Raw genomic sequence first — 21,523 nt, forward strand, 5'->3', positions numbered from 1 at the left:
GCGTCGAGCTGGCTCTGGAGCTCTTGCTGGGCGGTACTGCACCTTGCGTAACCCACTCTCGTGGGCTTCGTGGTGGCCTCCGGCACGGCGGCGTCGATGGTCGGGCCCCTCCTCCCACGCGCGGCCCGGGAGGCCGGCTCAAGTCCGATCACCTGAGGGCCGTTGTCGGGGCTCGCGGACTCGGCGACGGGGCTTCATTGCTCGTCGATCGCCTGGTGCCGGTCGTGGCCGGTCGGGTTCCGGCCCTTGCCGGAGGCCGCCAGGCTTCCCAGGATCGCGAGCAGTTCGGCGCTGCGGCTGCCAGGTTCGGCGTGGAAGACCTTGAGGACGAGGCCGTCGGTGCCGACGATGGCCAGCTTGCTGGCATGCAGTTCGAGGTCGCCGACCTGTGGGTGGTGCAGTCGGTTGACCCGCGGTCGCTTGGGGTGCACGTCGTGGCGGCCCCAGAGACGGCGGAAGTGCTCACTGCGCACGGACAGTTCGCCCACGAGTTCGGTCAGGCGCGGGTCGTCGACGTCGGGCCCGACGTTGGCCCGCAAGGAGGCGATCAGTGCCTCGGACAGTTCCTCCCAGTCCTGCAGCAGTTCGCGTTCGCTGTCGTCGAGGAGGACGGCGCGCAGGAGGTTGACGCCTGCTGAGTAGTTCGGGGAGACGGCCGTGGCCAGCGCGTTGGCGGCGAGCACGTCGGTGAACTTGTTTTCGACGTAGGCGGGATTGGTGGTCCAGCCCTCTATGAGCTGGAGGATGCCGGGCGGCACGGGCTCGGGTTTGCGTGCAGCCCGTGCACGGCCTGTGGAGCGGGGTGCCCGGTGGGTTCGGGAGGGGCGCGTCTGGGTCAGGCCGATGAGGTGGGCGGTGGCGTCCGCGTCCAGGTTCAGGACGTCGGCCAGGGCTTCGAGGACCTGAAGCGAGGGGTTGCGGTCGCGGCCCTGTTCCAGGCGCAGATAGTAGTCGGCGCTGATCCCGGCGAGCATCGCGACCTCCTCGCGGCGCAGCCCCGGCACGCGCCGGAGCCCGCCGGCGCGGATTCCGGCGTCCTCGGGCCTGACCAGTGCCCGGCGGGCGCGTAGAAACTCGCCGAGCGCGTTGGTGCCGTCCATGCCTCAACCGTAGGCCCGTACCGGCGCGCGTGCCTGTCCCTGTCACTCCCAGGAACAGCGGGGTACTGCCGCATCCGCCCGGAAGCGCGCACAGTCAATACGGGACAAGCTGTCCACACGGCCGCACAACGGAAGGCGCACCATGACCGGCACCACCCCCGGCGGAACTCTCACCCTCGCCGACGACCTGACCATCAGCCGCATGGGATACGGAGCCATGCAGCTGGCGGGACCCAACGTGTTCGGGCCGCCCAAGAACCGGGGCGAGGCCGTCGCGGTGCTACGGGAAGCCGTCGAGCGAGGCATCACGCACATCGACACCAGCGACTACTACGGGCCCGCCGTCGTCAACGAAATCATCAAGGAATCCCTGCACCCCTACCCCCCGGACCTGCGCATCGTGACCAAGGTCGGAAACCGTCGCGGCGACGACGGCAGCTGGAACGTCTCGCGGGACCCCCAGGACCTCAAGGCCCAGGTCCACGAGAACCTCCAGCACCTCGGCGTGGACACGCTCGACGTGGTGAACCTGCGCCTGGGCACCAACGAGGGGCAGACGGTCGAGGAGCCGATCGGCGACATGTTCGGCGCGCTGGCCGAGCTGCAGCAGGAGGGCCTGATCCACCACCTCGGACTCAGTGCCGCATCCGATGCCCAGCTTACCGAGGCGCAGGCCATCGCCCCGGTCGTCACGATGCAGAACCTCTACAACCTGGCCAACCGCCAGGACGACGCCCTCGTCGAGCGGTGCGCGGCGGAAAACATCGCCTTCACCCCGTTCTTCCCCCTGGGCGGCTTCTCCCCGCTGCAGTCGCAGACCCTGACCGACGTCGCCGCACGCCTGGACGCCTCACCCCAGCAGGTCGCCCTGGCCTGGCTGCTGCAGCGCTCGTCCACCATCGCCCTCATTCCGGGCACCTCCTCGCGCGCCCACCTTCGCCAGAACATCGCCGCCGCCGACCTGACGTTGCCGACCGACGCGGTCGCGGAACTCGACACGATCGGCAGCTGACACCGAAGCAGGAACACCCCAGTCAGCATCGGACGCACGGTGCTTGCGAGTCCGACGCGTCGGCGAGCTCGACGCGATGATGATCACCCCTCATGTACATGGTCACCTCGCGGAGTGTGAACGGTCACGAAATTCCCCGGGCTGAGCGTCACGTAATTCCCCAGGCCCTGGCCTCGTCCCCGTCTATTTGATCGAGGGTTTGGTTGTCTTGTCGGAGCCTCCTCGAGGGCGCTTGTTGGGCCGGTAGCTGGGGCCGTTCATGATGACCTGGTGGCTGGTGTTGATCAGCCGGTCCAGGAGCGACTCGGCGACGACGGGGTTGAGGAAGAGCGGGTACCAGTCGCTCGGAGCCCTGTTGCTCGTCAGGATCAGAGACCGGCCCTGCCGCTCGGAGACCAGCTCGTAGAGGTCGTCGGCCTGGGCCGCGGTGAGCTGGCGCATCGCGAAGTCGTCGAGGATGAGCACGTCGGGACGTACCAACTCGCGCAACCTGCGGTCCCAGGTGCGGTCCGCGTGCCCGCCGGCCAGGTCCGCGAGGATCCGGCTGGCCTTGGTGGATGGCGAGGTGCCCGAATGCCTGGGCGACGTGTGTCTTCCCGACGCCGACTGGACCGAACAAATTACGGACTCTCCGGTGTGCAGCCAGCGCAGGGCGGCGAGGTCGCGGATCTGGGCTGCGGGCAGCTTCGGAGAAGCCGCGAAGTCGAACTCTTCCAGGGTGGCTTGCTGCTCGAACTTCGCCCGGTGCATGCGGCGTTGGAAGGCGACGGTCTCGCGGCGGGTGCCCCGACGAGGCACTGACGCACCAGCAGCAGAAGTCACGCAACTACTAACGATCAACTACTGGCGCAGGACACTAGGCGCGGTGCTTGTCGATCTCGGGCCAGGTCACCTGCCGCAGCCGCTTGTCGGTGAGGTCGGGGAACCAGCCCTTGATCAGCTCGGCCCAGTCCTGCCCGGTCATCGCCGCCCCGCCCGGGGTCATCCCGGCGGCCTCGGCCGGGGTCAGGTACTTCCTGATCGTCTTGCGGTCCAGTCCGAGCGACGCGGCCAGCTCGCTCGTCGAGCGGCCCGCGTACCAGTGATGGCGCTCTTTGAAAGCGGCCACCCCCTGCTCGGAGGGGGCCCAGACCTGCTCAGTGGATCTCCCCACCCACAGAGCCCCTGACCTGCGGACGGGCGCGACAAGGGAGGGGCCGCCCGATAGCCAGCCAGGTCCAGCGACGGGACGGACTGTCCAGGGTGGCCGAAGGCCAGTGCGTGGCGCCGCCGTAGGGGCCCTTGACCGGCCGGGCACGGCCCGCACCGGCTTTGCATCTCAGCGCGCGAGCCACCGCGAACACCACGTCGATGTGGCCAGAGGGCCGACGTCTAACCCGTTCAACCGGGAAGTCCTCCGTGCAGGCCGCCGATGGCAGCATGAGGGTGACCGGTGCCGGTCCCCTCGCGCTGGGGACAAAGGCTCTGGTGGCAGAGTGGAGCGACTTGTTCCGCCCTGTGGAGGTAATCCCGCATGCGTCTGCTCCTCATACGCCATGGCCAGACTCCGTCGAACCTCAAGCACCTGTTGGACACCGAGGCACCGGGGCCCGCGCTGACCCCGCTGGGGCAGGAGCAGGCCGCCGCGCTGCCGCAGGCTCTGGAGGCGGAGCAGATCGATGCCCTGTACGTCTCCACGTTGGTGCGCACCCAGCTGACCGCAGCGCCATTGGCCGGCGCGACGGGGCTGGAGGTTCAGGTCCGGGACGGGATCCGGGAGCTGGCTGCCGGAGACCTGGAGATGCGTGGCGATGACGATGCTGTCGCCGCCTACCTCTCCACCGCCTTCGCCTGGGCCGAAGGGGACACCGGCCGCAGGATGCCCGGCGGCGAGAACGGCGTGGAGGCCCTGGGCCGCTTCGACGCGGTCGTCGCCGAGGCAGCGGGAACAGGGGCGCAGACGGTGGCCATGGTCAGTCACGGCGCGATGATCCGGGCGTGGGTGGCAGCCCGAGCGGCCAACGTCGATGCGGCGTACGCGTCCAGCCACCCGCTGGGCAACACCGGCGTCGTTGCCCTCTCCGGCTCGCCCGGCCAGGGCTGGCAGGCCTTCCTGTGGGAGGAACACCCGCTCGGCCCGGAAAGAAGCTTCCCCGAAGATAGCGGCCCGGCCGGCGCGGCCGACCCTGCTCGCTGACGGGTTGCCCTCTCTTCTGTTCAACTCTGGCTGCCGTACCGCCCTGTCGAGACGTGGCGGTCTGCAAGTCAAAAGCCCCCGGCCGTCGAGAGAAGACAAGCAGGGCCGCTGACGAACATACGAGCGACATCAACAGTCACCGACAATGATCATGCCTTGCGGCGCTGAGTGACTCCCGAAACCACGTCCAAACGGCGTCCACGGACGGTGACACAGCCACCCGCACACTCCACGAGCGGGCGGCCCGGCAGACAACCTGCGAGGCGCTCGCTGGAACTCCCCACTCGCTTGAACGACGGAGCAAGTGAGGCGACGAGCGGCCCTGGCCGATTTCAGAGATCCCCATCACCAGTGGACGTAGATCTCGGTCTCATCGACCACGTTGAACGTTCTCCTTGCCATCGTGCGCTTCCCATGGCTGAGCGCCCCCGTTGGCCATGGCGTGCGCTGCTTGGCCGGTGTGGCGCTCAGTCTCGGTGTGCCCGGCCATCTGCTGCGGCTCGCGGGCGATCAGTGGGCAGCGCCGAGTTCGATTTTCAGGACGCCGACGATGATCAGGCCGATCCCGCCGCCCATGACCTTGGTGAGCGGTTCGTCGAACAGGACGCGGGAGGCCATGGCGGTCAGCGCGACACCGGAAGCGGCCCCGATGCCGTACGCGACGCCGAGCCCCATGCCCGCACCCCAGCGGCCCGCGGGGCCTGCGTCGGCAACCGCAGCGGTCAGGGGACAGCCGGGCAGTGTCAGTTGTTGGGGCCGGCGAGGATCAGGCCCTTGCCGTTGATCTTGCGGCCGTTCTCCAGGCCAGCGATCAGATCGATGGCGCCCTCCAGGGGAACGGTTTCGCCGATGGACATCTGGATGTCCCCTGCGGCGGCCCGGTCGGCAGCGGCGGTGAGGGTCTTGGTATCGGGCTTGCAGAAGAAGATCTTGTGGCGGTGGATGAAGGCGGCGTGCGCGAATTTGGCGGGGGTGGCGTTGATGTCGAGGTAGACGCCGGTCTTGTTCAGCAGCCGCATCGCGGTCTTGACCGGCAGGAAGCCGTTGGTGTCGAAGACGACGTCGAACGCGCCCTGAAGCTCTGCCTGGTCGGCGGGGTCGGCGGCGGTGTAGTCGTAGACGCGGTCGATGCCGAGGGCGCGGGCCCGGTGTATCGAGGTGGGGCCGCTGGTGCCGGTGACGGTGGCGCCGAGGGCGTGGGCGAGCTGGACGACGGCTTCGCCGACGCCGCCGGTCGCGCCGTTGACGAAGACCCGCTGACCGGACTGGAGATGGGCGCGGTCGACGAGTCCGGCAAAGGCCATGGCCGCGGGGGTGGCGAGCGCGGCGGCCTGCTCGAAGGACAGGCCGGCGGGCTTGAGGGCCAGGTTGGAGGCGGGGACGATGGCAGCTTCGGCGAAGGCGCCGCTGGGTTTGAGCGCGGCGATCCCGTACACCTGGTCGCCGGGGTTCAGGCCGGTGACACCGGGGCCGGTCGCGGTGACGGTCCCGGCGAAGTCCGAGCCCATCGCGCGGGGGAAGGACCGGCCGGTCATCATTTTCAGCTCGCCCCGGCGGACCTTCCAGTCGATCGGGTTGACCGCAGCCGCGGCGACGGAGACGGCGACCTGTCCCTCCTGCGGTGAGGACAGGACGAAGCCCTCCAGCCGCATCGTGTCCGGGCCACCGTAGCGGTGGTATTGAATCCTGCGCATGAGCTGTGCTCCTTGAGTAGACCCGTTCGGTTGAACGGGGTGGGCGGTACGGGGCTCGGGTCGAGCCGGCGTTCCCGCACCGTGGGAGCGAGGCGGCCGCCCTCAGACGACGAACCGGCCGGTGAGGTCGGAGTAGCGCGCGACGCGGACACCCGTCGTATCCAGGCGGAAGTTGACCTGCCAGATCTCGACACCGTCCTGCACGGCCTGGGAGACCGACGCCTGGACCTCGTCGTGGTGGCTGCTGGGGCGGACCTTGAAGCCGGGGTTGTCGTACAGGAAACAGACCAGCATGACGGCGCGCTGATGCGCCCTCAGGCTGCGGCCGAGTTCCCCGATGTGTTTGACCAGCCGGTCGGTGGAGGCCAGCGGCGGGCTGGGACGGGTGCGGACGTGATCGCCCAGAGCGACCTGGAGACTGTCCAGCGGGGTCTTCACCTCGACGTAGGTGTCGTCGACGAGGAAGTCGAGACGGGAGCGGCCCAGGGTCTGCTCGCGCAGCACACTGTGCGCGGTGACGATCTTCGGCAGCATGTGGTGGACCAGGGCCTGTTCGACATACCGGTTGGCGGCGTTCTGGTTGATGCCGATCCAGACCGGATGGTCGGCGCCGGGGGCATCGACGCTGACGGCCTCCACGGTGTACGGGGTCTTGCGGGCGGGGTTGTGGCTGCGCGAGAGCAGGCAGTCGAGCCCGTCCAGGACCAGGTTGCCGATGCGGCCGGTGGTCGGGCAGTGGCAGGCGGTCTCGCTCCCGTCGACATCGGCGTCGATGATGAACCTGTTCGGGCGCCGGACGATGGTGGCCCGTGTCAGGGGCTCGGGAAAGTAGATCTTGTCGCCTCTGGCCGTAAGTGCTGCGGCGGTGTCCGTCATGCTGCCTTCGTTCACTTGTGTACGGGTGGTGCGGCCGGCGGTCAGCCCTGCTGCTGGGCGAGGGCCTGGGCGAGGGCCTCCCTGGCGGAAGTGGCGGGACGGCCGAGTAGCTTCTGCAGTTCCTTGCTGTCGGTGTACCAGCCGCCGCGCGCGGCGCCGGCACTGTTGTCGGCGATGGCGTCGGTGAGGAACTGCGGCAGACCCGCACTCGATAGCGTCTTGGAGTATTCGTCCGGCGGCATGTCGGTGTAGGTGACCGTGGTGCCAGTCTGGGCGGTGGTCTCAGCGGCCAGGTCGCTCATGGTGAACGGGGTGCCGCCGAGTTCGTAGACCCGGTTGGCGACCGGCGCGCCGACGGCCACGACGGCGGCTGCGGTTGCGAGATCCGCGCGGGTCGCGCCGGAGATCTTCCCGTCGCCCGCGGAACCGATGATCGTGCCGTACTGGAGCCACATGCCGATGTTCGCGGTGTAGTTCTCGATGTAGGAGCCGTTACGCAGGATCGAGTACGGGATCCCGGAGGCACGGATGAGTTCCTCGGTGCGGGTGTGCGGCTCGGCCATGGCGATGCCGCTGCTGTCGGCGTTGAGGTAGCTGGTGTAGATCAGCTCGGTGGCTCCGGCGTCCTTCGCTGCGCGGACCACGTTGGCGTGCTGTTCGGCCTGGCGGCCGAACTCGCTGGAGGAGATGAACAGCAGCCGCTCCATGCCGGTGAACGCGGTTGCGAGGGTCGCGGGATGGTCGTAGTCGGCCTGGCGGATCTGGATGCCGCGTAGGGCCAGGTCAGTGGCCTTCTCGGGGGTCCGGACGGCGGCCACGATCTGGTCGGCGGGGACGCCGCGTATGAGGAGTTCGTCGATGGCCAGGCGGCCGAAGTGGCCGGTGGCGCCGGTGACGGTGATCATGTTGGGGAGCTCTCTTCGTGAAGGTGGCGGAGGCGGGGCTTGCAGGCAGCTGCTCGACGTCTGGTGGATGCAGTTGCCAGATGTGCAGCTGGGTTGGAGTCGGTCTGCCGCCGTCGCGCGGACGGACGGCAGACCCGCGCTCTGGCCTGGTCAGTGCTGGGGGTTGCCGCCGGCCTGAATCATCGGGCTGAGGTCGAAGACACTGATCACGTGGGTGATCTTGCCGTCCTTGACGGTGAGGTATTCCATGCCGCGGAAGTCCTTCGCGAAGGGGACCTCGGTGGTGTAAACGCTCGCTGCGTGAGTGTCGTCGCCCAGCACGCCGATCACCTTGCTGCTGATGATGGAGCTTGCGAACGGCTCCAGGAACTCGCGGTAGCGGTCCAGGCCCTCGAAACGGCCGTTCGGTGCTTCGCACACGACGTCGTCGGCGATGAAGCTCAGCGCCTTCTTGATGTCGCCGTCGAGCCAGGCCCGGACGTACTCGTCGGCGATCTTCTGGGCGGATCCGCTGGTGGCAGTCATGGGAAGTGTTCCTTTCGTGATATTCCATCCCCCACTACGGGACAACGTGGCACGGGCGCACGGGACTCGCATGCCGGGGGAGCGCCAGATCGCCTGGTGTGCGGAACTGGCAGGTTCGTGTCCCATCATGGGCCGTGATACATGACAGGGTGCGTCATGTATCACTGGGGTTTTCTGAAGAGTTTCGGGCGATCCTCATGCCCTGCGGCACACGGGGGGCCGACCTCGTTGTTCTGCTGGGAGGAGAACGTCGATGGCGGAGGCGGGCCAAGCGCCGTGGGCGCGGCGGCGACGTTCACGGGCGCTGCGGAGGGCGCATCGGCGCGCGGCCCCGGTGGTCACTGTCCGGGGCGTGTACGGGGTGGTTCGTAGGTCAGGCGTTTCACATGACGCAGGGCCAGTGCGGTTTCCACGGACTGCACCCCGTCCAGGGCGCCGACCCTCTTGCTCAGGTAGGTATACAGATCGCCGACGGTGGGGTGCAGGGTGGAGATCACCATGTTGGCTTGGCCGGTGGTGGCAGCGGCGAAACGCACTTCGGGGTGTGCTGCAAGCGCGTGGCCGACCTGGGCGAGCCTGGAGGGCGCCACGGTCAGCCAGAGCATGGCCTCGACGTCGTGGCCCAGAGGTTCGTGGTCGTGCTCGATGTCGAAGTAAAGGACGCCCGTTGCTTTCAGGTTCTCCAGACGCCGCTTGACCACGGACTCCGTCAGGCTGGTTGCTGACTGGAGTTCGGTGAGCGTGGCTCGCCCGTCGCGTTGGAGCACGGCCAGCAGACGTTCGTCGTCGGGGTCGAGTGATACGGACTCCGTGGTCGGCTCACCGGCCATCGGCCGGAGCGCGGCCTCCTCCTCCGGCGTGAGAGCGCTGATCTTCGTGAGCCAGCCCAGAGGCCCGCCGTAGAAGGAGTGCAGTACGCAGTGGGCGTTGACGGAGGTGACGCGGGGCGTGCGTGGCAGCCGGTCGAAGAGCAGTTCGTCGCGTTCCTGCCGACTGCGCGGTTTCATGGCGCACATCACCTCGGTGCCGCCGGAGATCAGGACCACATGCGCGGTGTCGGGTCTTTTAGCAAGTCCTTCGGCGAGTCGCTCGGCCACGTCTGGTGTGCAGCGCAGCCGGACGATCCATCTGCTGCGGCCGAGTTTTGTTGCGTCGGTCACGCCGAGTACGCGCAGGCCCGCCGTGACGTGCAGGCGGCGGAACCGTCGGGCGATGGTCTGCTCGGAGACGTCGAGCACCTGCGCGATGCGGCTGAATGGTGCCCGCCCGTCGAACTGCAGAGCCTGGAGCAGCTTGAGGTCGAGCGCGTCGGGTGTGCGGGCGTTCACCAGGGCGTCTCCTGCGATGCGGGGGTGGTCGGAAAGGGTCGGGGCTTATCGTCCACGACTGGGGGCGGCGAGGACCGGAGCGCCCTTCAGCGTGGCGTTCCGGGCCTCCCGGGAGTGTCCGCCCGTCCCCACGGTGGGCGCTCACGCCGAGGCCGGCCGTATCCGCAGCGGCTTTGATGCCAGGCGGGCTGTCACCGGCCGACGGCCTCCTGGGCTGCCGCGGGCGTCGAGTCGGGCTTGGTGCCGATGGCCACCGGAACCGAGGTCCGCCGAGGGCGACGCAACAGGATCGCGCTGAGAGCGGCCGCGAGCAGCATGAGGACTGCGGAGACGACCAGGCAGAGGTGGAGGCCGTCGACGAAGGCTTCTGCCAGGGCCTCAAGCGCTCTGCCCCTGGCCGGCCCGAGGTCCATCCGGGCCACCGCGCCGAAGCCGCCCGTGTCCACAGCGGAGACGATGCGCCCGCTCGCCGGGCCGCCGATGCCGGTGTCGGCGAGGTGGCCGGGCAGGGCGTCGACAGCCCTGGTGGTCAGGAGCGTTCCCAGGACGGCCGGCCCGAGCGCGCCGCCGACCTGCCGGAAGGCGTTGTTGCCGGCCGCCGCCATCCCGGCCAGTCGGTGCGGCACCGAGGCGACTGCGGTGGCCGTGATCGAGGTGAACGCCGTGCCGAGTCCGAGGCCGAGCAGAGCCAGACGCCAGGCCAGCGAACCGAACGAGGTGTCCGCGTCGATCGTGGTCAACGCGAGCAGCGTACCTGCAGTGACCAGCAGTCCGCCGGTGATCAGGACACGCGCCGACACCCGCCGGGACAGGCGCCCGAACACCCCGCCCAGCACTACGGGCACCAGCGTGACCATCAGCATCCGCAGGCCCGCGTCGAGCGTGCTTAGGTGCTGCACCATGCCGAAGTAGAGGCTCAGAACGAAGAAGAAGCCGATGAGCCCCAGGAAACTGATGAGGATGACCACGGTCGTCGCGGTGAACGCCGGGCTGCGGAACAATGACAGATCGAGCATCGGGCTCTCACTGTGCCTCTCCACCAGCACGAAGGCCACCAAGCCGGCCACCCCAACCGTCAGCGCGACCATCACCGGGGTGTCCGTGAAGGAGCTGGCCCCGCCTTCGATGACGCCGTACACGAGCGCGGTGATGGCGATGGCGGCGGTGATCTGGCCGGGCCAGTCCAGCCGCCGCGAGCCAGGAGCACGGGAGTCGTCCAGCAGCGGGACAGCTAGACCCATCACCAGGAGCGCCACCGGGATGGTCAGCAGAAAGATCCACCGCCAGGCGAACTGCTCCAGAATCACTCCCGCGATCAGCGGGCCTACCGCGAGTGCCGCCATCAGCGACGTCGCCCACAGCCCGATGAACTTCCCCCGCTCCCTCGGATCCGGGACCGCGTGACTGATCAGCGCCAGCGTCATTGGCAACAACGCGGCCGAACCCATACCCGAGAGCGCCTGCCCAACCCACAGGGTCTGAATGGACTGCGCGGACAGCGAAACGGCCGCCCCCAGCGCGCAGAAGGCCAGGCCCGCCTGGAACACTTTTTTGCGCCCATGCACATCACCGAAGACACCGGCGGTCAGGATCAGCGCGGCCACCGGCAGCACGAACGCCGAGGACACCCACGACAGTTCGGACGTCGACGCGTTCAACGCCCGTTGGATGGCGGGCAGACTCACCGAGACGGTGGTCACCGGCAGATAGGCGACGAACACACCGACGCAGGCCATCACGAGCGTCACCGCCGGCCGACCCGCAGGCGCGTCTCTTGTCTTGACGTTCAAGAAGCTCTCCCTCACTGCGCCAGGCACGTACGCCCGGCTCCGACCACGCCACTTTCCGCCTCGCTTCACACCAGTGCGAGCCACGGCCGCTGAAACCTGGAGAACCGACACCGGCCACATGGATACCGGTGATTTCCTCCACGGCGACCGGCACAACGGGCCGGATGTGACGACTCATATTCGTTGCATTTCCAGGAGAAATGTGGACACCTGGTATTGGTTCTGTACAGGCATGGAGCTGGAATGCAAGCACTTCTGAAGAAGTCCTGAGTTTCGTAGGCACACAGTTCTCGCATGCCTGTCAAGTGTCGAAAACGCCACATGGGAGCTGTCTGGGAGCTGCCGGTTCCAGTGTTGCGGCGGTGCTAGAGTTCCGATTCGCATCAAGCCCGGTCAGCTCCGCGTCAGTGCGGCTCATGCGAAGAAGCGCCCCTCCGGGCATCCGCAGTGCTCCCACTTCTTTAGGAATTGAATTCAGGAAATCAATGCCTGTCTCGTTCCCGGGGAATTAAGCGCGGCTGTGGCTACTCTCTTTTCTCAGGAGTTCTTTCTATGCCCATTGACAGCGCGCCTGTCGTTGGCTCCTCACCCCCCGAGACGTCGACGGGGGGACGTCATCTGGGTCTGGCGCTGATCGTGATCGCCTCGGCGCAGTTGATGCTGATCCTGGACGGCACGATCACGAACATCGCGCTTCCGAGCATCCAGACGGACCTGGGTGTGTCCGATGCGAATCTGGCGTGGATCGTGAACGCCTACGCGCTGGCCTTCGGCGGGCTGCTGCTGCTCGGTGGGCGGGCCGGTGACTTGTTCGGGCGCCGGCGGATGTTCCAGGCAGGCATCGCGTTCTTCACACTCGCTTCCCTGCTGGGAGGCTTGGCTCCGAACGAGGAACTGCTGATCGGCGCACGGGTGCTGCAGGGGATCGGCGCGGCACTGGCCGCTCCGAGCGCTCTGGCGTTGATCACCACGACGTTCCCGGAGGGCAAGCCGCGCAACACGGCGATGGGTGTGTATGCGGCGATGGCCGGTATCGGCTCGACGGTCGGTCTCCTGCTGGGCGGCGTCCTGACCGAGGCGCTGGACTGGCGATGCGTGTTCTTCGTCAACATCCCCATCGGCATTGCCATCCTGGCCGGGACTCGCCTCCTCGTGGAGGCCGAGCGTCACCCCGGACGGCTGGACATTCCCGGAGCGATCACTGGCACCGGCGGCCTGCTCGCTCTGGTCTACGCCATCACTCGTGGCGGTGAGCACGGCTGGGGCAACGGCATCACCCTCGCCTCGTTCGCCGCTTCGGCTGTGCTGCTCGCCGTGTTCCTGTTCGTCCAGAGTCGCAGTGATGACCCGATGATGCCGCTGAGCCTGTTCCGGGACCGCAATCGGTCGGGGTCCTACGTCACGATGCTGTTCATCGGCGCGGGCATGATCGCCATGTTCTACTTCCTGACGCTGTACATGCAGCTGGTCCTTGGCTACGACGCGGTCAGCACCGGCCTCGCCTATCTCCCCTTCAGTATCGGCATGGGTGTCGCTGCCGCGCTCAGTTCCAAGCTGATCGCCAGGTTCGCTCCCCGCACGATCGCCGGACCGGGACTGGTGGTCGCCGCAGCGGGCATGTTCTGGTTCGCCACCCTGGAACCTCACTCCTCCTACGCCGGGCACCTCATGCCGGCCATGTGCGTCACCGCCCTGGGACTGGGGATGTGCTTCGTCCCGATGACGCTGGGAGCGGTCAGCGGCGTGAAGCACCAGGAGACGGGCATCGCCGCCGCCCTGCTCAACACCGCACAACAAGTAGGCACTGCCCTGGGCCTGGCCGTCCTGGCGACGATCTCCACGTCCGCCGCCAACAACAAGCTCTCAGATGCCGCGCAGTCCCTCTACCGGGGCCAAGGGGCCAGGGACACTGCCCTGATCGAGAAGGCCAGTTCGGCCCTTACTCACGGCTACACCATGGCGTTCGCCGCCGCCGGCGTCATGTTCATCGCTGCTCTGCTCGTCACGGCGATGGCCGTCAACGCACGCAGGCAACAGAACACCGAAGCCCCCTCCGTCGTTCACATGGGCTGACGGCACCCGCACCAGCCAGTGCCCGACGCACATCAGCGCGTCGAGCACTGCCGCCTGCTCGCGTACACTCTTCAGCCGCTCGGCAGCCCCCCAGGAGGCACCCCCTCAGCGTCGGCCAGGTACTCGACCACTGCAACGAATCGCCCTTACGCTTCGGCCGCTCACTGATCCAGCGTTCAAAGCTGGGGCTGTCGGGCGCCGTCTCCCCTGGAGTACAGGGAGGTGATCTCCTGTGCCCGGCGCACCAGCACCTCGCGCAGTTCCGCAGGCTCTAAGACCTCGACCGCCGGGCCGAACATCAGCAACTGTTCGGCCGAACGAAGCGCCGGGAACCGCAGCTCCAGCTCCACCGGTTCTCCCTCGCCGCCCGCCTCCACCCCGGCCTCCTCCGGGGCAGGCGCAGGATCTGCGAGGTCGGCTTCGTGGTAACGCAGGAACCGGGCCAGCACCGACCGCTGTACCCGCACTACCACGCGCACAGGGGCCGGGATCCGGTCGATGCTCTGCCGCAGCACCTCCCACGCATCTGCCAGCTCCACCCCGTCACGGCGGCGGACTGGCTCATCGACCACCGACGCCGACAGCATCCGGTCCGAGCGGAACATCATCGGCTGCCCCCGGTAGTCCGCCACCAGATACCAGGCCCCGGCCTTGCTCACCAGCCCGTACGGATCCAGCGTGTACGAGCTCACCCGGGCATCGCGACCGTGCCGGTAGCGAAGCCGAAGACGCCGGTCGTTGAACACAGCCACCTGCAGCACACCAAGATCCACGGCCGAAGGCCGTGGACTGCTGCGCCAGCGCACCGGATCGATCATGATGCGCCGACTGGCCAGATCGGCGTCCCCACGAAACGGCGCCGGCAGCGCCGCCATCACCTTGCGCAACGCCGAACCGATCGCCTGCCCCAACCCCAGATCCGCATGCGCCTGCTCCGTGACCAGCACGAACAACGCGCGAGCCTCCTCGGCGGTCAGCCCCGTGACATCCGTCCTGTACCCCGGCAGCAACGCGATACCGCCTTTGCTTCCGCGCTCCGCGTACACCGGCACCCCGGCCGCCGACAGCGCCTCCACATCCCGGAAGATCGTGCGCACCGACACCTCCAGGCGCGACGCCAGTTCAGCGGCAGGCACCTGCCCGTGCGTCTGCAGCAACAGCAGAATGGAGAGCAACCGGTCCGACTTCATACCACAAGCATCCCGCACATACATGACGATCAACGTCATGTATCGCCGAACGCGGACCGAGCCGCGGGCGGAACACGGGAGGCGCTGAAGCTCTCGCCAACACTCCTTTGCCGAAGCCGCCAGCCCTCTGGTGATCTCGGATCGGTTCTCAGAATCCGTTCTCCTTTCAAAAGCCGGGCTCGCCGGACGGCAGATGGAGCCCAGGAAGCGAGGTCTCAGCTCTCGTCGGTGGCGTCCGGTTCGTGCAACGGGCGGAGGCCGCCTCCACCTAACTCCGGTCACCCCGGAGCCTCCAAGATCTCGGGGCCGGTCAGTCGGCTGGTGACACTCAGGACAACAATTGCCTCATGGCTCCCTCGCTTCCGCCGGATCCTGTAACGGTTCAAGTGACCTTCTCTGCCGCGGATTTCGCTGTGATCAGAGAGCAGGCCAGGGCTTCCGGCGTCACCGTCGAGAAGTACATTCGTCAGTTTGCTGTCGAGCAAGCGCACGAGGACGAGCGCTTGGCGTCCAAGATCCCACCGCCTCTGCCCTGGCCTCGCAGGATGGTCCTTGTCCCGCCGCCGGTGACCGGTGAGTCCTTCACCAGTTGGATGGATGCCGTGGCCCGGGAGAATCTCTGCGGCCGAAACGCACTGCTCATGGAGTTCTGGAAGGTCAGGAGGTCGCCCTCCAGTAACACGCACCTGCTGGCCGCTGCCCTCTCCGAGGACGACATCGCCCGGATATCCGCAGCCACAGGGCTTCCCGCCGAGGGCATCACAGCCCTCCTTATCCGCCGGTACACGGACGGTATCCCGGCGCTGCCCACCGATGGCGAGTGGTATGAGCAGGCCCGTTCTTTCATCATGGACTACTTCTTCAACGCCAACCATTCCCGCTGGTGCCCACAGTGCATCGAGGACAACGGTGGCCGCTGGCCCTTGCGTTGGAAGCTCGCCTGGTCCTACGCCTGCCCCGACCACAAGGTGTTCCTCAACGTCGTCTGCCCCGACTGCAGGGAGTCCCAGGACAGCCGCAACTGGCCACCGGACATGCGCTTGTGGTGCCCCGGCCAGTCTCGGGGCGGTGAGGGCCGACGAGGTGGCAAACGGTGCGGATACCCTCTCGCCGAGAGCACCCCGCAGCCCGTCACCGACTCGCGCCTGATCGAGGTGCAACGATGGATCAACTACGGTTTCGGAGAAGGCGATCGGCCAGGAGATGGCAGGAACCCACGAGGTCTCTTCGTCTTCCCTGCCCTGGTTGATCTGATCCTGCGCCTGCGTACCCCAGCCATGTTCGGGGACGCCGACCCGGTGATTGCGCAGGCCACCGGGGACGAATCCCGCTCCTACTCAATGTTCACCGGCTTAGTGAGCTACCGTGACCAAGCTGATCCCCTGATCGTCGCCGGTGCCATCTATCTGGCCGACCGGCTGATGACTGCGAAGGATCGCAGGGCGGAATCCGACTGGTTCGCCGCTCTCGCGCGCGAGGGTCAGGAGGCGCGGTCCCGCTGGGACAGTGAGCCGCTGTATGTGCCGCCGGGTATCGGCCAACTCGTCTATCCATTTGTGTACGAAGCACTCCTGCGCCAACAAGTCATACGGGATTCGCCCTGATCTCCTCGGACGAGTCACGCGGAACCGGATCCGTCGGCCACGTTCGACCTGCCGGCATTCGGAGCGCTCTTCCGCTCCTTGAGTTGAAGGACTTTCGCGTAGCCGCGTTCGTGCGCGTAGGAGAGCGTGATGGAGTCCATCACTTCGCGGGTGACGGCTTCGGTGCCGCGGCGTACGGCGCGTACGGCGCTGCGGCGGATGAGGGCATGCAGGCCGGCGAGACTGCCGCCAGTGCGGTCGTGCAGGTACTGCCAGTGGCGGCGGGTCAGGCTCTGCGGCTCGTGCCGGTACAGCTGCAAGGAGTCTTCAAGGGAGCGGATGACCGCGATCCACGCCAGGGCGTCGGCTTCGGTGTCCAGGGCGAAAGGGGTGAGCACTTGGCGGCTGAAACGACCGGAGGTCTGCGTACTGCGGCCGGTCGCTCCGCCCTCGCTGAGCAGGGGGCTCGCCTCAAGGTCGACGCCGGTGCCGACGATGGTGCACGGGGCGTGGTTGGCGAGGAACTTGATGTGGTCATTGGAGGCGCGGCCGTCCTTTTGGGAGCAGTCCAGGAAGTGCAGGTCATCGAAGATGATCAGCTGGCTGCCGCACGCTTTGAGTGCGGTCAGGACACGGTCGTCGACAGCGTCTTTGGTACCGCGGGTGGGAGTGTTCAGATAGCGGGCGAAGGCGAGGGAGATCTGCTTGGGGGTGACTTGGTCGGCCAGCGAGATGTAGACGACGGGGACGTAGGCGCCCAGGCGGTCGCTGCTGAAGCGCTCGGGGAAGTCCGTCCGCAGCTGCAGCTCGAATTTCCGGGCGATCATCTTGGTCAGGGTGGACTTGCCGACGGTGGGCGGGCCGTCGATGAGCAGGCCGGGCCGTGCTCCGGGCGGGGCGTCCTCATTGGCTTCCAGTAGTTCCATGATCTCGTTTTCGAAGTGGCGCACGGCAGGAGTCCAGGCCAGCACCAAGGCGCTGTGGTAGCGGCTGCGGCACCGGTCCAGGCGCCTCCGGTCGTCCTCATCCAGGAGCAGGTACTGCTCATAGGTGGGTACTGCCGGCCGGGGCGGCGGCTCATAGGAGATGTACGCGAACCAGTCTTCCTTGGTGCGCGGTTCGGCCAGGCCGGGATGGTGGACAGTCTCAGGCTCCCGGTCCGGCGGCGGCGCCATCACGCGGGGCCGTCCTCATCCGGGCCGCCGCCCCATACCTCGTAGGAGGGCAGGGAGTCGAAGTCGATGCTGAACCTCTCCTTCTCCGTATCGTCCGGCAGGGGAGGAACGGCTCGTAGCCGAGCTTCTTCGAGCGGGACGTAGGCGGACGAGTCGGCGAGCTCGGTTCGGGCCCGGTCGCGGGCCGCCGCGCGGGCACGCTCGGCATCACGGGCTCTGGCCCGGCGGTCGCGGGCGGTTGACGCCTCGGCCGCGTCGGTGCGGTTCTGCAGATCCAACAAGGCGTCCAGTACGGCCTCTTGGTCCCTGGGGTCGCAGCCGCGATCACGCAGCTCGCGCTTGACCTGGCGCAGGGTGATGTCGGTGAAGGGCTCCAGGCCGTGCAGGGCGTGGGACCAGCGCAGGGTGTGCCAGATCCCGGTGTACGGGTCGTGGAAGTACACCTGGGTGACATCGCGCGGGTCGTAGCGGATCGGCCACTTCCCCTTGGCGTGCGGATACGGGGATGGCGTGTTGTTGTGGTTACGCATGACCGGAGCGCTGTAGTGCAGGTAGTCCTTCTGGATACGGAAGTTGGTGATTCCGGTCCAGCGGATTGGCAGTAACTCCAGGAATAGGTTCGCATCGCGCGGAGCGGCGATATAGCCGCAGCGATGGACGGCGAGCCGGTAGGCGTCGTTCGGCGACAGATTCAATTCCGGAAAGCCCGGCAGGACCAGGCCTTTGTGGCGGCGGCGCTGGTACACGGCGACGACGTACTCGGCGAAGAACTCCTCCAGCTCCGCGATGGTCCACCGTGCCACCGCGTCCACGTCGCCGCCGCGATGCACCACGTTGTGCCCCTTGAACCCGGCGATGTGCTCGGCCAGTTGAGTTCTGATCGTCTTGAACGCGGCCTCGACCTGCGGTTTGTCGGTGGGGCGGTATTTGCGGGCGTCCTGGATTGTGATCCCGTAGCGGCGGCAGACGTTCTTGACCGGCTGTGAAGCGAAGGCCTTTCCATGGTCGATAACGATCGTCTCCGGGTAGATCACCGGGCGTGCCGCGGCGGCAGCGAACCGCTCGTCCAGCGAGAGGAGCGGCTCGCAGGGCAGGCGCAGCATCTTGTGCCGCAGGGCCTCGGGCCAGCCCGGCCGCATCGGTTCCGGCAGCATCGCGTCCGCGATGACCATGCCCGCGTCCACGCCCTTGGTTCCCTTCGGGACCAGTCGCCACCCCAGCAGGCTGCGGGTGCACACATCGATCGCGATCGTCAGGTCCACCGAGACGACGGTGTCGGTGTCCGGGTCGTAGGCGCGTACGTCCAGCCAGCTGGTGTCGATCATCACCAGTTCGCCGGGCCGGTTGGCGAGGATCGGCCGGTAGTGGCCGTCGGGCCGGTTCGCCACCGAACGCCGCGTGGTCGCCTGCCCGGTGGTGTATCGGCCGGGCAGCAGCAGAGCGACGTAGCGTCGGAACGACGTCTGAGACGGAACCTTCACCACGCCGACACCATGCATGTCCTCCAGACGCCGTTCCACCCGGCGGCGCAGCCGGTTGAGACTGCCAGTGGAGTCGTCCTCCTCAGTCGCGTAGTGCTGAGCGATGATTGCGTCGACCAGCCGCTGGTCCACTCCCGCCAACGGGTCCGAGGCCCGCTGCGTGCGCAGGTCCACCAGCCCCCAAAGCCCCTCCTCCCGCCATTTCTTCAGACGCCGCCACATCTGAATGCGGCTGTATCCGAGCTCTTCGGCTTTGTTGTGCACGCGCTGGGTCAGCGGCAGGTCCGGGGCGTAGGTGACAAGGGGCTCGCCGGGCAGTGCGTCATCAGGGTCGCCACTGCGATAACCGGTGGTCACCTCCAAGAGGTGTTCCTGGGCGCGCTGCAGGTCTTCGCGCTGCTTCTCGCTGAGTCCGTCGAGCATGGCGCCTGCATCCAGCCACAGCCGCCTTCCTCGGTTCTGACCGTTCAGTGTGTTGCCTTCGTTCGTGCCTTCCTCATCGGTGTCACCCTCGTACGGACGAAACGACGGGTCCGCCAGTAGGTCCCCCACCCCGATCACGGTCCAGGAACCGGTCTCGGACCGCAGTCGTACCCCGTCGTCGGTCACCCCGGTTACGGTGTGCACGACACCGTCCAGCCACACCTTGACCCCACGCCGCAGCCGCACCGATCCGCCCGTCATACTCGCGGGCCCTCGGCCGTCTTCACCATTGTCGAGTCGCGCAGCGGGCGGTCCAGGTCGGTGACGATCTTCTGGAACCACATCAGGTGGAACAGCACTCCCCGTGCCAGATCTGGGAACTGCATGAAGCTCAGCAACTCTCCGATCGCCACCGGTCTGTGGGCCAGCTTCAGCAGCCGGGGCGCCAGCTCCTCGCCGAGATGCAGCGGACGGCGGGCACTGGAGAGCAGGTCGATGTTCACCCACCGTTGCCCGTCCGGCTCCGACACCATGGCGTAGTCCCAGCCCAATCGGCCGCACGCGCGCAGGGTGCGCTCTTCCTGTCGCTGCACCTTCGGCTCGTCGCGCAGCTCCGGGTTCTTCACATCCAGCAGCAGAACGCTGCCGTCCCGCCGCCGGGCGAACACATCCGGAGTGTGCTGCCATGCGCCGAGACCGTCGACCGCGTCGAACTCCAGCGGCTGCGTGGCAAATGAGATCACGTCAGAGTCGAAGTCCAGCAGCATGAGCCACTTGCTCTCCAGATAGCTCTCGTACTCGACGAAGTCGCCCAAGGTCGCGGCCCAGTACCTGCCCGGCATATGCCCCTGATCGCGATAGCTCGGGATCGATCGGACCGTGCGCCCGTCCTCGATCGGAACCCTGACCGCCTCTTCCAGCCTGACCAGACGCTCCGTCCCCTCGTGGTCGACGTAGCGCACCCGCACCAGATCGATGTCCCGCGTTCCCGACCCTGATCCTGTATCGCTCACCTTGAAACTCCTCGCCACCACGGACTCCTGATGCCGCTACCCACCCGGGCATGGACGCCGACCGCTTCCGCGAAGACCTCTGGCACCGCTAACCGCCCCAGCGGCCTCGCTTCGAAACACCCCTCATCGATCGCCGCCCGCGCCAGCGGCGCCACCTTCTTCGACAGCTCCCGAACATCGGTCGCCTCCAAGAGCGGCATCACGACCCAGAGGAACGCGGAAGCCGCTTCCGCCGATGCCGGGCCCCAGCTGAACCGGGCCCCCCGCGCCCCGCGTTCGGACTGCTCTTTCATCAGTGCCTGCCCGCACCAGGCCGGCGGCGTACGGAGCCGTCGCAGCACCCTGGGCAGCCCCAGCCGCAGCAGAATCACGCACGCCCGAAACGTCGCGAACCATTCCGCCGCCGATACCTCCACCCCGCCCAGCAGGGGGCGTACTCGCCCGTAAGCGATCTCCAGCCACAGCCGCTGAAAGTCGGCAACGCCAGGGGCTGCCGTCTGCGCTCGCACGAGCGGCAGCCACTGCCCGCACGGCCTCCTGTCGACCGGACTCGCACATCCCGTGGGCGGCCTGCACCACTGGCGTGGCAGCATCCGTGGCCGCTCTCCGCCCCACCGCAGTACGCAATCGCACGAGGGGCATCGGTCCAGCAGCACCATCCCGTGGATCGGGCACACCCCCGCGCAGGCCAACTTCCACCACACCTGCCACACCCCGCCCGACACCAGCAGACAGCACGGACAGGCACGACTCCCGGACAGCTCCACCCACTCCCGGCCGACTGACCCACGTGAGGCCACCTCACCCGCTGCCAGAACATCCGAAAGGATCAGCGGCCCGCGGTCAAAGGCGGCCAGATGCATCCGTTCGACCGTTCCGGCTGCGACACCCGTCGCCGCGTACACGGCTCGCCGTACCCAGTCGTCGGCCCGAACGCCGAACACCGGCGGCCGCACATCCGCCGAAGCCGGTCGGATCGGTAGTCCCAGCAGATCCACCATCACGCTCGGAGGACACCGGTTCAGCCACGCCATCCGGTCCACCCAGGAGCCGAACGCCTCATCTGTCTGCGGGGCTGTGACCAGCGATAATCGCCGAGGAAGCACCCGTCTCACCCCCTGAGAGTGACCCGCGTCACTGTCGTTTAGGCGGTCAACGCTAGCAAGTGCACTGTCATGT

At 67.5% G+C, this 21,523-nt stretch carries 19 protein-coding genes and 1 pseudogene; 4 read left to right on the forward strand and 16 right to left on the reverse strand.

The genetic code is table 11. The features are described 5' to 3' along the window. Positions 1–194 precede the first annotated feature (194 nt). The gene (locus ACIBJC_RS14740; protein WP_399292049.1) at positions 195–1,100 is read right to left on the reverse strand and encodes a helix-turn-helix domain-containing protein; all 906 of its coding nucleotides are present in this window, start codon (positions 1,098–1,100) and stop codon (positions 195–197) included. 142 nt (positions 1,101–1,242) lie between these two features. Here ACIBJC_RS14740 and ACIBJC_RS14745 point away from each other — a divergent pair, with 142 nt between their 5' ends. Beyond that, positions 1,243–2,112 carry an oxidoreductase gene (locus ACIBJC_RS14745; RefSeq protein WP_399292051.1) on the forward strand — a complete coding sequence of 290 codons (870 nt, stop codon included), beginning with the start codon at positions 1,243–1,245 and terminating at the stop codon, positions 2,110–2,112. Positions 2,113–2,295: 183 nt separating this feature from the next. Here ACIBJC_RS14745 and ACIBJC_RS14750 read toward each other — a convergent pair whose 3' ends face one another. Then, positions 2,296–2,934 carry an ATP-binding protein gene (locus ACIBJC_RS14750; RefSeq protein ID WP_399292053.1) on the reverse strand — a complete coding sequence of 213 codons (639 nt, stop codon included), beginning with the start codon at positions 2,932–2,934 and terminating at the stop codon, positions 2,296–2,298. Between the two features lie 34 nt (positions 2,935–2,968). Beyond that, the gene (locus ACIBJC_RS14755; protein WP_399292055.1) at positions 2,969–3,265 is read right to left on the reverse strand and encodes a hypothetical protein; all 297 of its coding nucleotides are present in this window, start codon (positions 3,263–3,265) and stop codon (positions 2,969–2,971) included. 360 nt (positions 3,266–3,625) lie between these two features. Between ACIBJC_RS14755 and ACIBJC_RS14760 the strand changes: the two genes are divergently transcribed. Continuing rightward, positions 3,626–4,288, forward strand: a complete 663-nt coding sequence (locus ACIBJC_RS14760) for a histidine phosphatase family protein (protein ID WP_363243459.1) — start codon at positions 3,626–3,628, stop codon at positions 4,286–4,288. 510 nt (positions 4,289–4,798) lie between these two features. On the opposite strand, the gene ACIBJC_RS14765 is transcribed toward ACIBJC_RS14760, so the two are convergent. The 7 genes from ACIBJC_RS14765 to ACIBJC_RS14795 form a co-directional block, all read right to left on the reverse strand. Next, positions 4,799–4,963: a hypothetical protein gene (locus tag ACIBJC_RS14765; protein ID WP_399292057.1), complete on the reverse strand. Its 165-nt coding sequence runs from the start codon at positions 4,961–4,963 to the stop codon at positions 4,799–4,801. A 68-nt stretch (positions 4,964–5,031) separates the two neighbouring features. Further along, positions 5,032–5,982 carry an NAD(P)-dependent alcohol dehydrogenase gene (locus tag ACIBJC_RS14770; protein WP_399292059.1) on the reverse strand — a complete coding sequence of 317 codons (951 nt, stop codon included), beginning with the start codon at positions 5,980–5,982 and terminating at the stop codon, positions 5,032–5,034. A 102-nt stretch (positions 5,983–6,084) separates the two neighbouring features. Further along, entirely contained in the window at positions 6,085–6,858 is a 774-nt protein-coding gene (locus tag ACIBJC_RS14775) for a DNA/RNA nuclease SfsA (RefSeq protein ID WP_399292060.1), read from the reverse strand. Positions 6,859–6,899: 41 nt separating this feature from the next. After that, positions 6,900–7,763, reverse strand: coding sequence for an NAD(P)H-binding protein (locus ACIBJC_RS14780; protein WP_399292062.1), 864 nt, complete (start codon positions 7,761–7,763; stop codon positions 6,900–6,902). 150 nt (positions 7,764–7,913) lie between these two features. After that, the gene (locus ACIBJC_RS14785; protein ID WP_399292064.1) at positions 7,914–8,288 is read right to left on the reverse strand and encodes a nuclear transport factor 2 family protein; all 375 of its coding nucleotides are present in this window, start codon (positions 8,286–8,288) and stop codon (positions 7,914–7,916) included. Positions 8,289–8,626: 338 nt separating this feature from the next. Then, positions 8,627–9,616 carry an Lrp/AsnC family transcriptional regulator gene (locus tag ACIBJC_RS14790; RefSeq protein ID WP_399292066.1) on the reverse strand — a complete coding sequence of 330 codons (990 nt, stop codon included), beginning with the start codon at positions 9,614–9,616 and terminating at the stop codon, positions 8,627–8,629. A 191-nt stretch (positions 9,617–9,807) separates the two neighbouring features. Next, on the reverse strand, positions 9,808–11,352 hold the full coding sequence (locus tag ACIBJC_RS14795) for an MFS transporter (protein WP_399292361.1): 1,545 nt from the start codon (positions 11,350–11,352) through the stop codon (positions 9,808–9,810). A gap of 606 nt (positions 11,353–11,958) precedes the next feature. Here ACIBJC_RS14795 and ACIBJC_RS14800 point away from each other — a divergent pair. Then, positions 11,959–13,479 (forward strand): MFS transporter, encoded by a 1,521-nt coding sequence (locus ACIBJC_RS14800; RefSeq protein ID WP_399292067.1) that lies wholly within the window; start codon positions 11,959–11,961, stop codon positions 13,477–13,479. 176 nt (positions 13,480–13,655) lie between these two features. Here ACIBJC_RS14800 and ACIBJC_RS14805 read toward each other — a convergent pair whose 3' ends face one another. Beyond that, on the reverse strand, positions 13,656–14,669 hold the full coding sequence (locus tag ACIBJC_RS14805) for a helix-turn-helix transcriptional regulator (protein ID WP_399292069.1): 1,014 nt from the start codon (positions 14,667–14,669) through the stop codon (positions 13,656–13,658). A 347-nt stretch (positions 14,670–15,016) separates the two neighbouring features. On the opposite strand from ACIBJC_RS14805, the gene ACIBJC_RS14810 reads away from it, so the two are divergent. Continuing rightward, on the forward strand, positions 15,017–16,273 hold the full coding sequence (locus ACIBJC_RS14810) for a TniQ family protein (RefSeq protein WP_399292071.1): 1,257 nt from the start codon (positions 15,017–15,019) through the stop codon (positions 16,271–16,273). A gap of 14 nt (positions 16,274–16,287) precedes the next feature. Here the strand turns inward: ACIBJC_RS14810 and ACIBJC_RS14815 are convergent, their stop codons facing one another. From ACIBJC_RS14815 to ACIBJC_RS14835, 5 genes and pseudogenes are all read right to left on the reverse strand, one after another. Then, on the reverse strand, positions 16,288–17,427 hold the full coding sequence (locus ACIBJC_RS14815; RefSeq protein ID WP_399292363.1) for a TniB family NTP-binding protein: 1,140 nt from the start codon (positions 17,425–17,427) through the stop codon (positions 16,288–16,290). Further along, the gene (locus tag ACIBJC_RS14820; protein WP_399292073.1) at positions 17,427–19,592 is read right to left on the reverse strand and encodes a transposase; all 2,166 of its coding nucleotides are present in this window, start codon (positions 19,590–19,592) and stop codon (positions 17,427–17,429) included. The genes ACIBJC_RS14815 and ACIBJC_RS14820 overlap by 1 nt, the downstream gene beginning before the upstream one ends. Continuing rightward, entirely contained in the window at positions 19,589–20,344 is a 756-nt protein-coding gene (locus tag ACIBJC_RS14825; RefSeq protein ID WP_399292075.1) for a TnsA-like heteromeric transposase endonuclease subunit, read from the reverse strand. Before ACIBJC_RS14825 ends, ACIBJC_RS14820 begins: the two co-directional genes overlap by 4 nt. Continuing rightward, positions 20,341–20,853 (reverse strand): hypothetical protein, encoded by a 513-nt coding sequence (locus ACIBJC_RS14830; protein ID WP_399292383.1) that lies wholly within the window; start codon positions 20,851–20,853, stop codon positions 20,341–20,343. Before ACIBJC_RS14830 ends, ACIBJC_RS14825 begins: the two co-directional genes overlap by 4 nt. Positions 20,854–21,006: 153 nt before the next feature. Beyond that, positions 21,007–21,459 (reverse strand): annotated as a pseudogene (locus ACIBJC_RS14835) (TniQ family protein); the annotation flags it as partial. Positions 21,460–21,523 lie beyond the last annotated feature (64 nt).

Source organism: Streptomyces sp. NPDC050509 (assembly GCF_044457965.1).
GTDB lineage: Bacteria > Actinomycetota > Actinomycetes > Streptomycetales > Streptomycetaceae > Streptomyces.

What these genes read in the sequence shown, in the direction of transcription:
- ACIBJC_RS14815 (WP_399292363.1), bottom strand. Translation starts at nt 17,427, where the DNA reads ATGGCGCCGCCGCCGGACCGGGAGCCTGAGACTGTCCACCATCCCGGC.
- ACIBJC_RS14760 (WP_363243459.1), top strand. Translation starts at nt 3,626, where the DNA reads ATGCGTCTGCTCCTCATACGCCATGGCCAGACTCCGTCGAACCTCAAG.
- ACIBJC_RS14810 (WP_399292071.1), top strand. Translation starts at nt 15,017, where the DNA reads ATGGCTCCCTCGCTTCCGCCGGATCCTGTAACGGTTCAAGTGACCTTC.
- ACIBJC_RS14775 (WP_399292060.1), bottom strand. Translation starts at nt 6,858, where the DNA reads ATGACGGACACCGCCGCAGCACTTACGGCCAGAGGCGACAAGATCTAC.
- ACIBJC_RS14800 (WP_399292067.1), top strand. Translation starts at nt 11,959, where the DNA reads ATGCCCATTGACAGCGCGCCTGTCGTTGGCTCCTCACCCCCCGAGACG.
- ACIBJC_RS14745 (WP_399292051.1), top strand. Translation starts at nt 1,243, where the DNA reads ATGACCGGCACCACCCCCGGCGGAACTCTCACCCTCGCCGACGACCTG.
- ACIBJC_RS14795 (WP_399292361.1), bottom strand. Translation starts at nt 11,352, where the DNA reads ATGGCCTGCGTCGGTGTGTTCGTCGCCTATCTGCCGGTGACCACCGTC.
- ACIBJC_RS14805 (WP_399292069.1), bottom strand. Translation starts at nt 14,669, where the DNA reads ATGAAGTCGGACCGGTTGCTCTCCATTCTGCTGTTGCTGCAGACGCAC.
- ACIBJC_RS14785 (WP_399292064.1), bottom strand. Translation starts at nt 8,288, where the DNA reads ATGACTGCCACCAGCGGATCCGCCCAGAAGATCGCCGACGAGTACGTC.
- ACIBJC_RS14765 (WP_399292057.1), bottom strand. Translation starts at nt 4,963, where the DNA reads ATGGGGCTCGGCGTCGCGTACGGCATCGGGGCCGCTTCCGGTGTCGCG.
- ACIBJC_RS14770 (WP_399292059.1), bottom strand. Translation starts at nt 5,982, where the DNA reads ATGCGCAGGATTCAATACCACCGCTACGGTGGCCCGGACACGATGCGG.
- ACIBJC_RS14740 (WP_399292049.1), bottom strand. Translation starts at nt 1,100, where the DNA reads ATGGACGGCACCAACGCGCTCGGCGAGTTTCTACGCGCCCGCCGGGCA.
- ACIBJC_RS14780 (WP_399292062.1), bottom strand. Translation starts at nt 7,763, where the DNA reads ATGATCACCGTCACCGGCGCCACCGGCCACTTCGGCCGCCTGGCCATC.
- ACIBJC_RS14820 (WP_399292073.1), bottom strand. Translation starts at nt 19,592, where the DNA reads ATGACGGGCGGATCGGTGCGGCTGCGGCGTGGGGTCAAGGTGTGGCTG.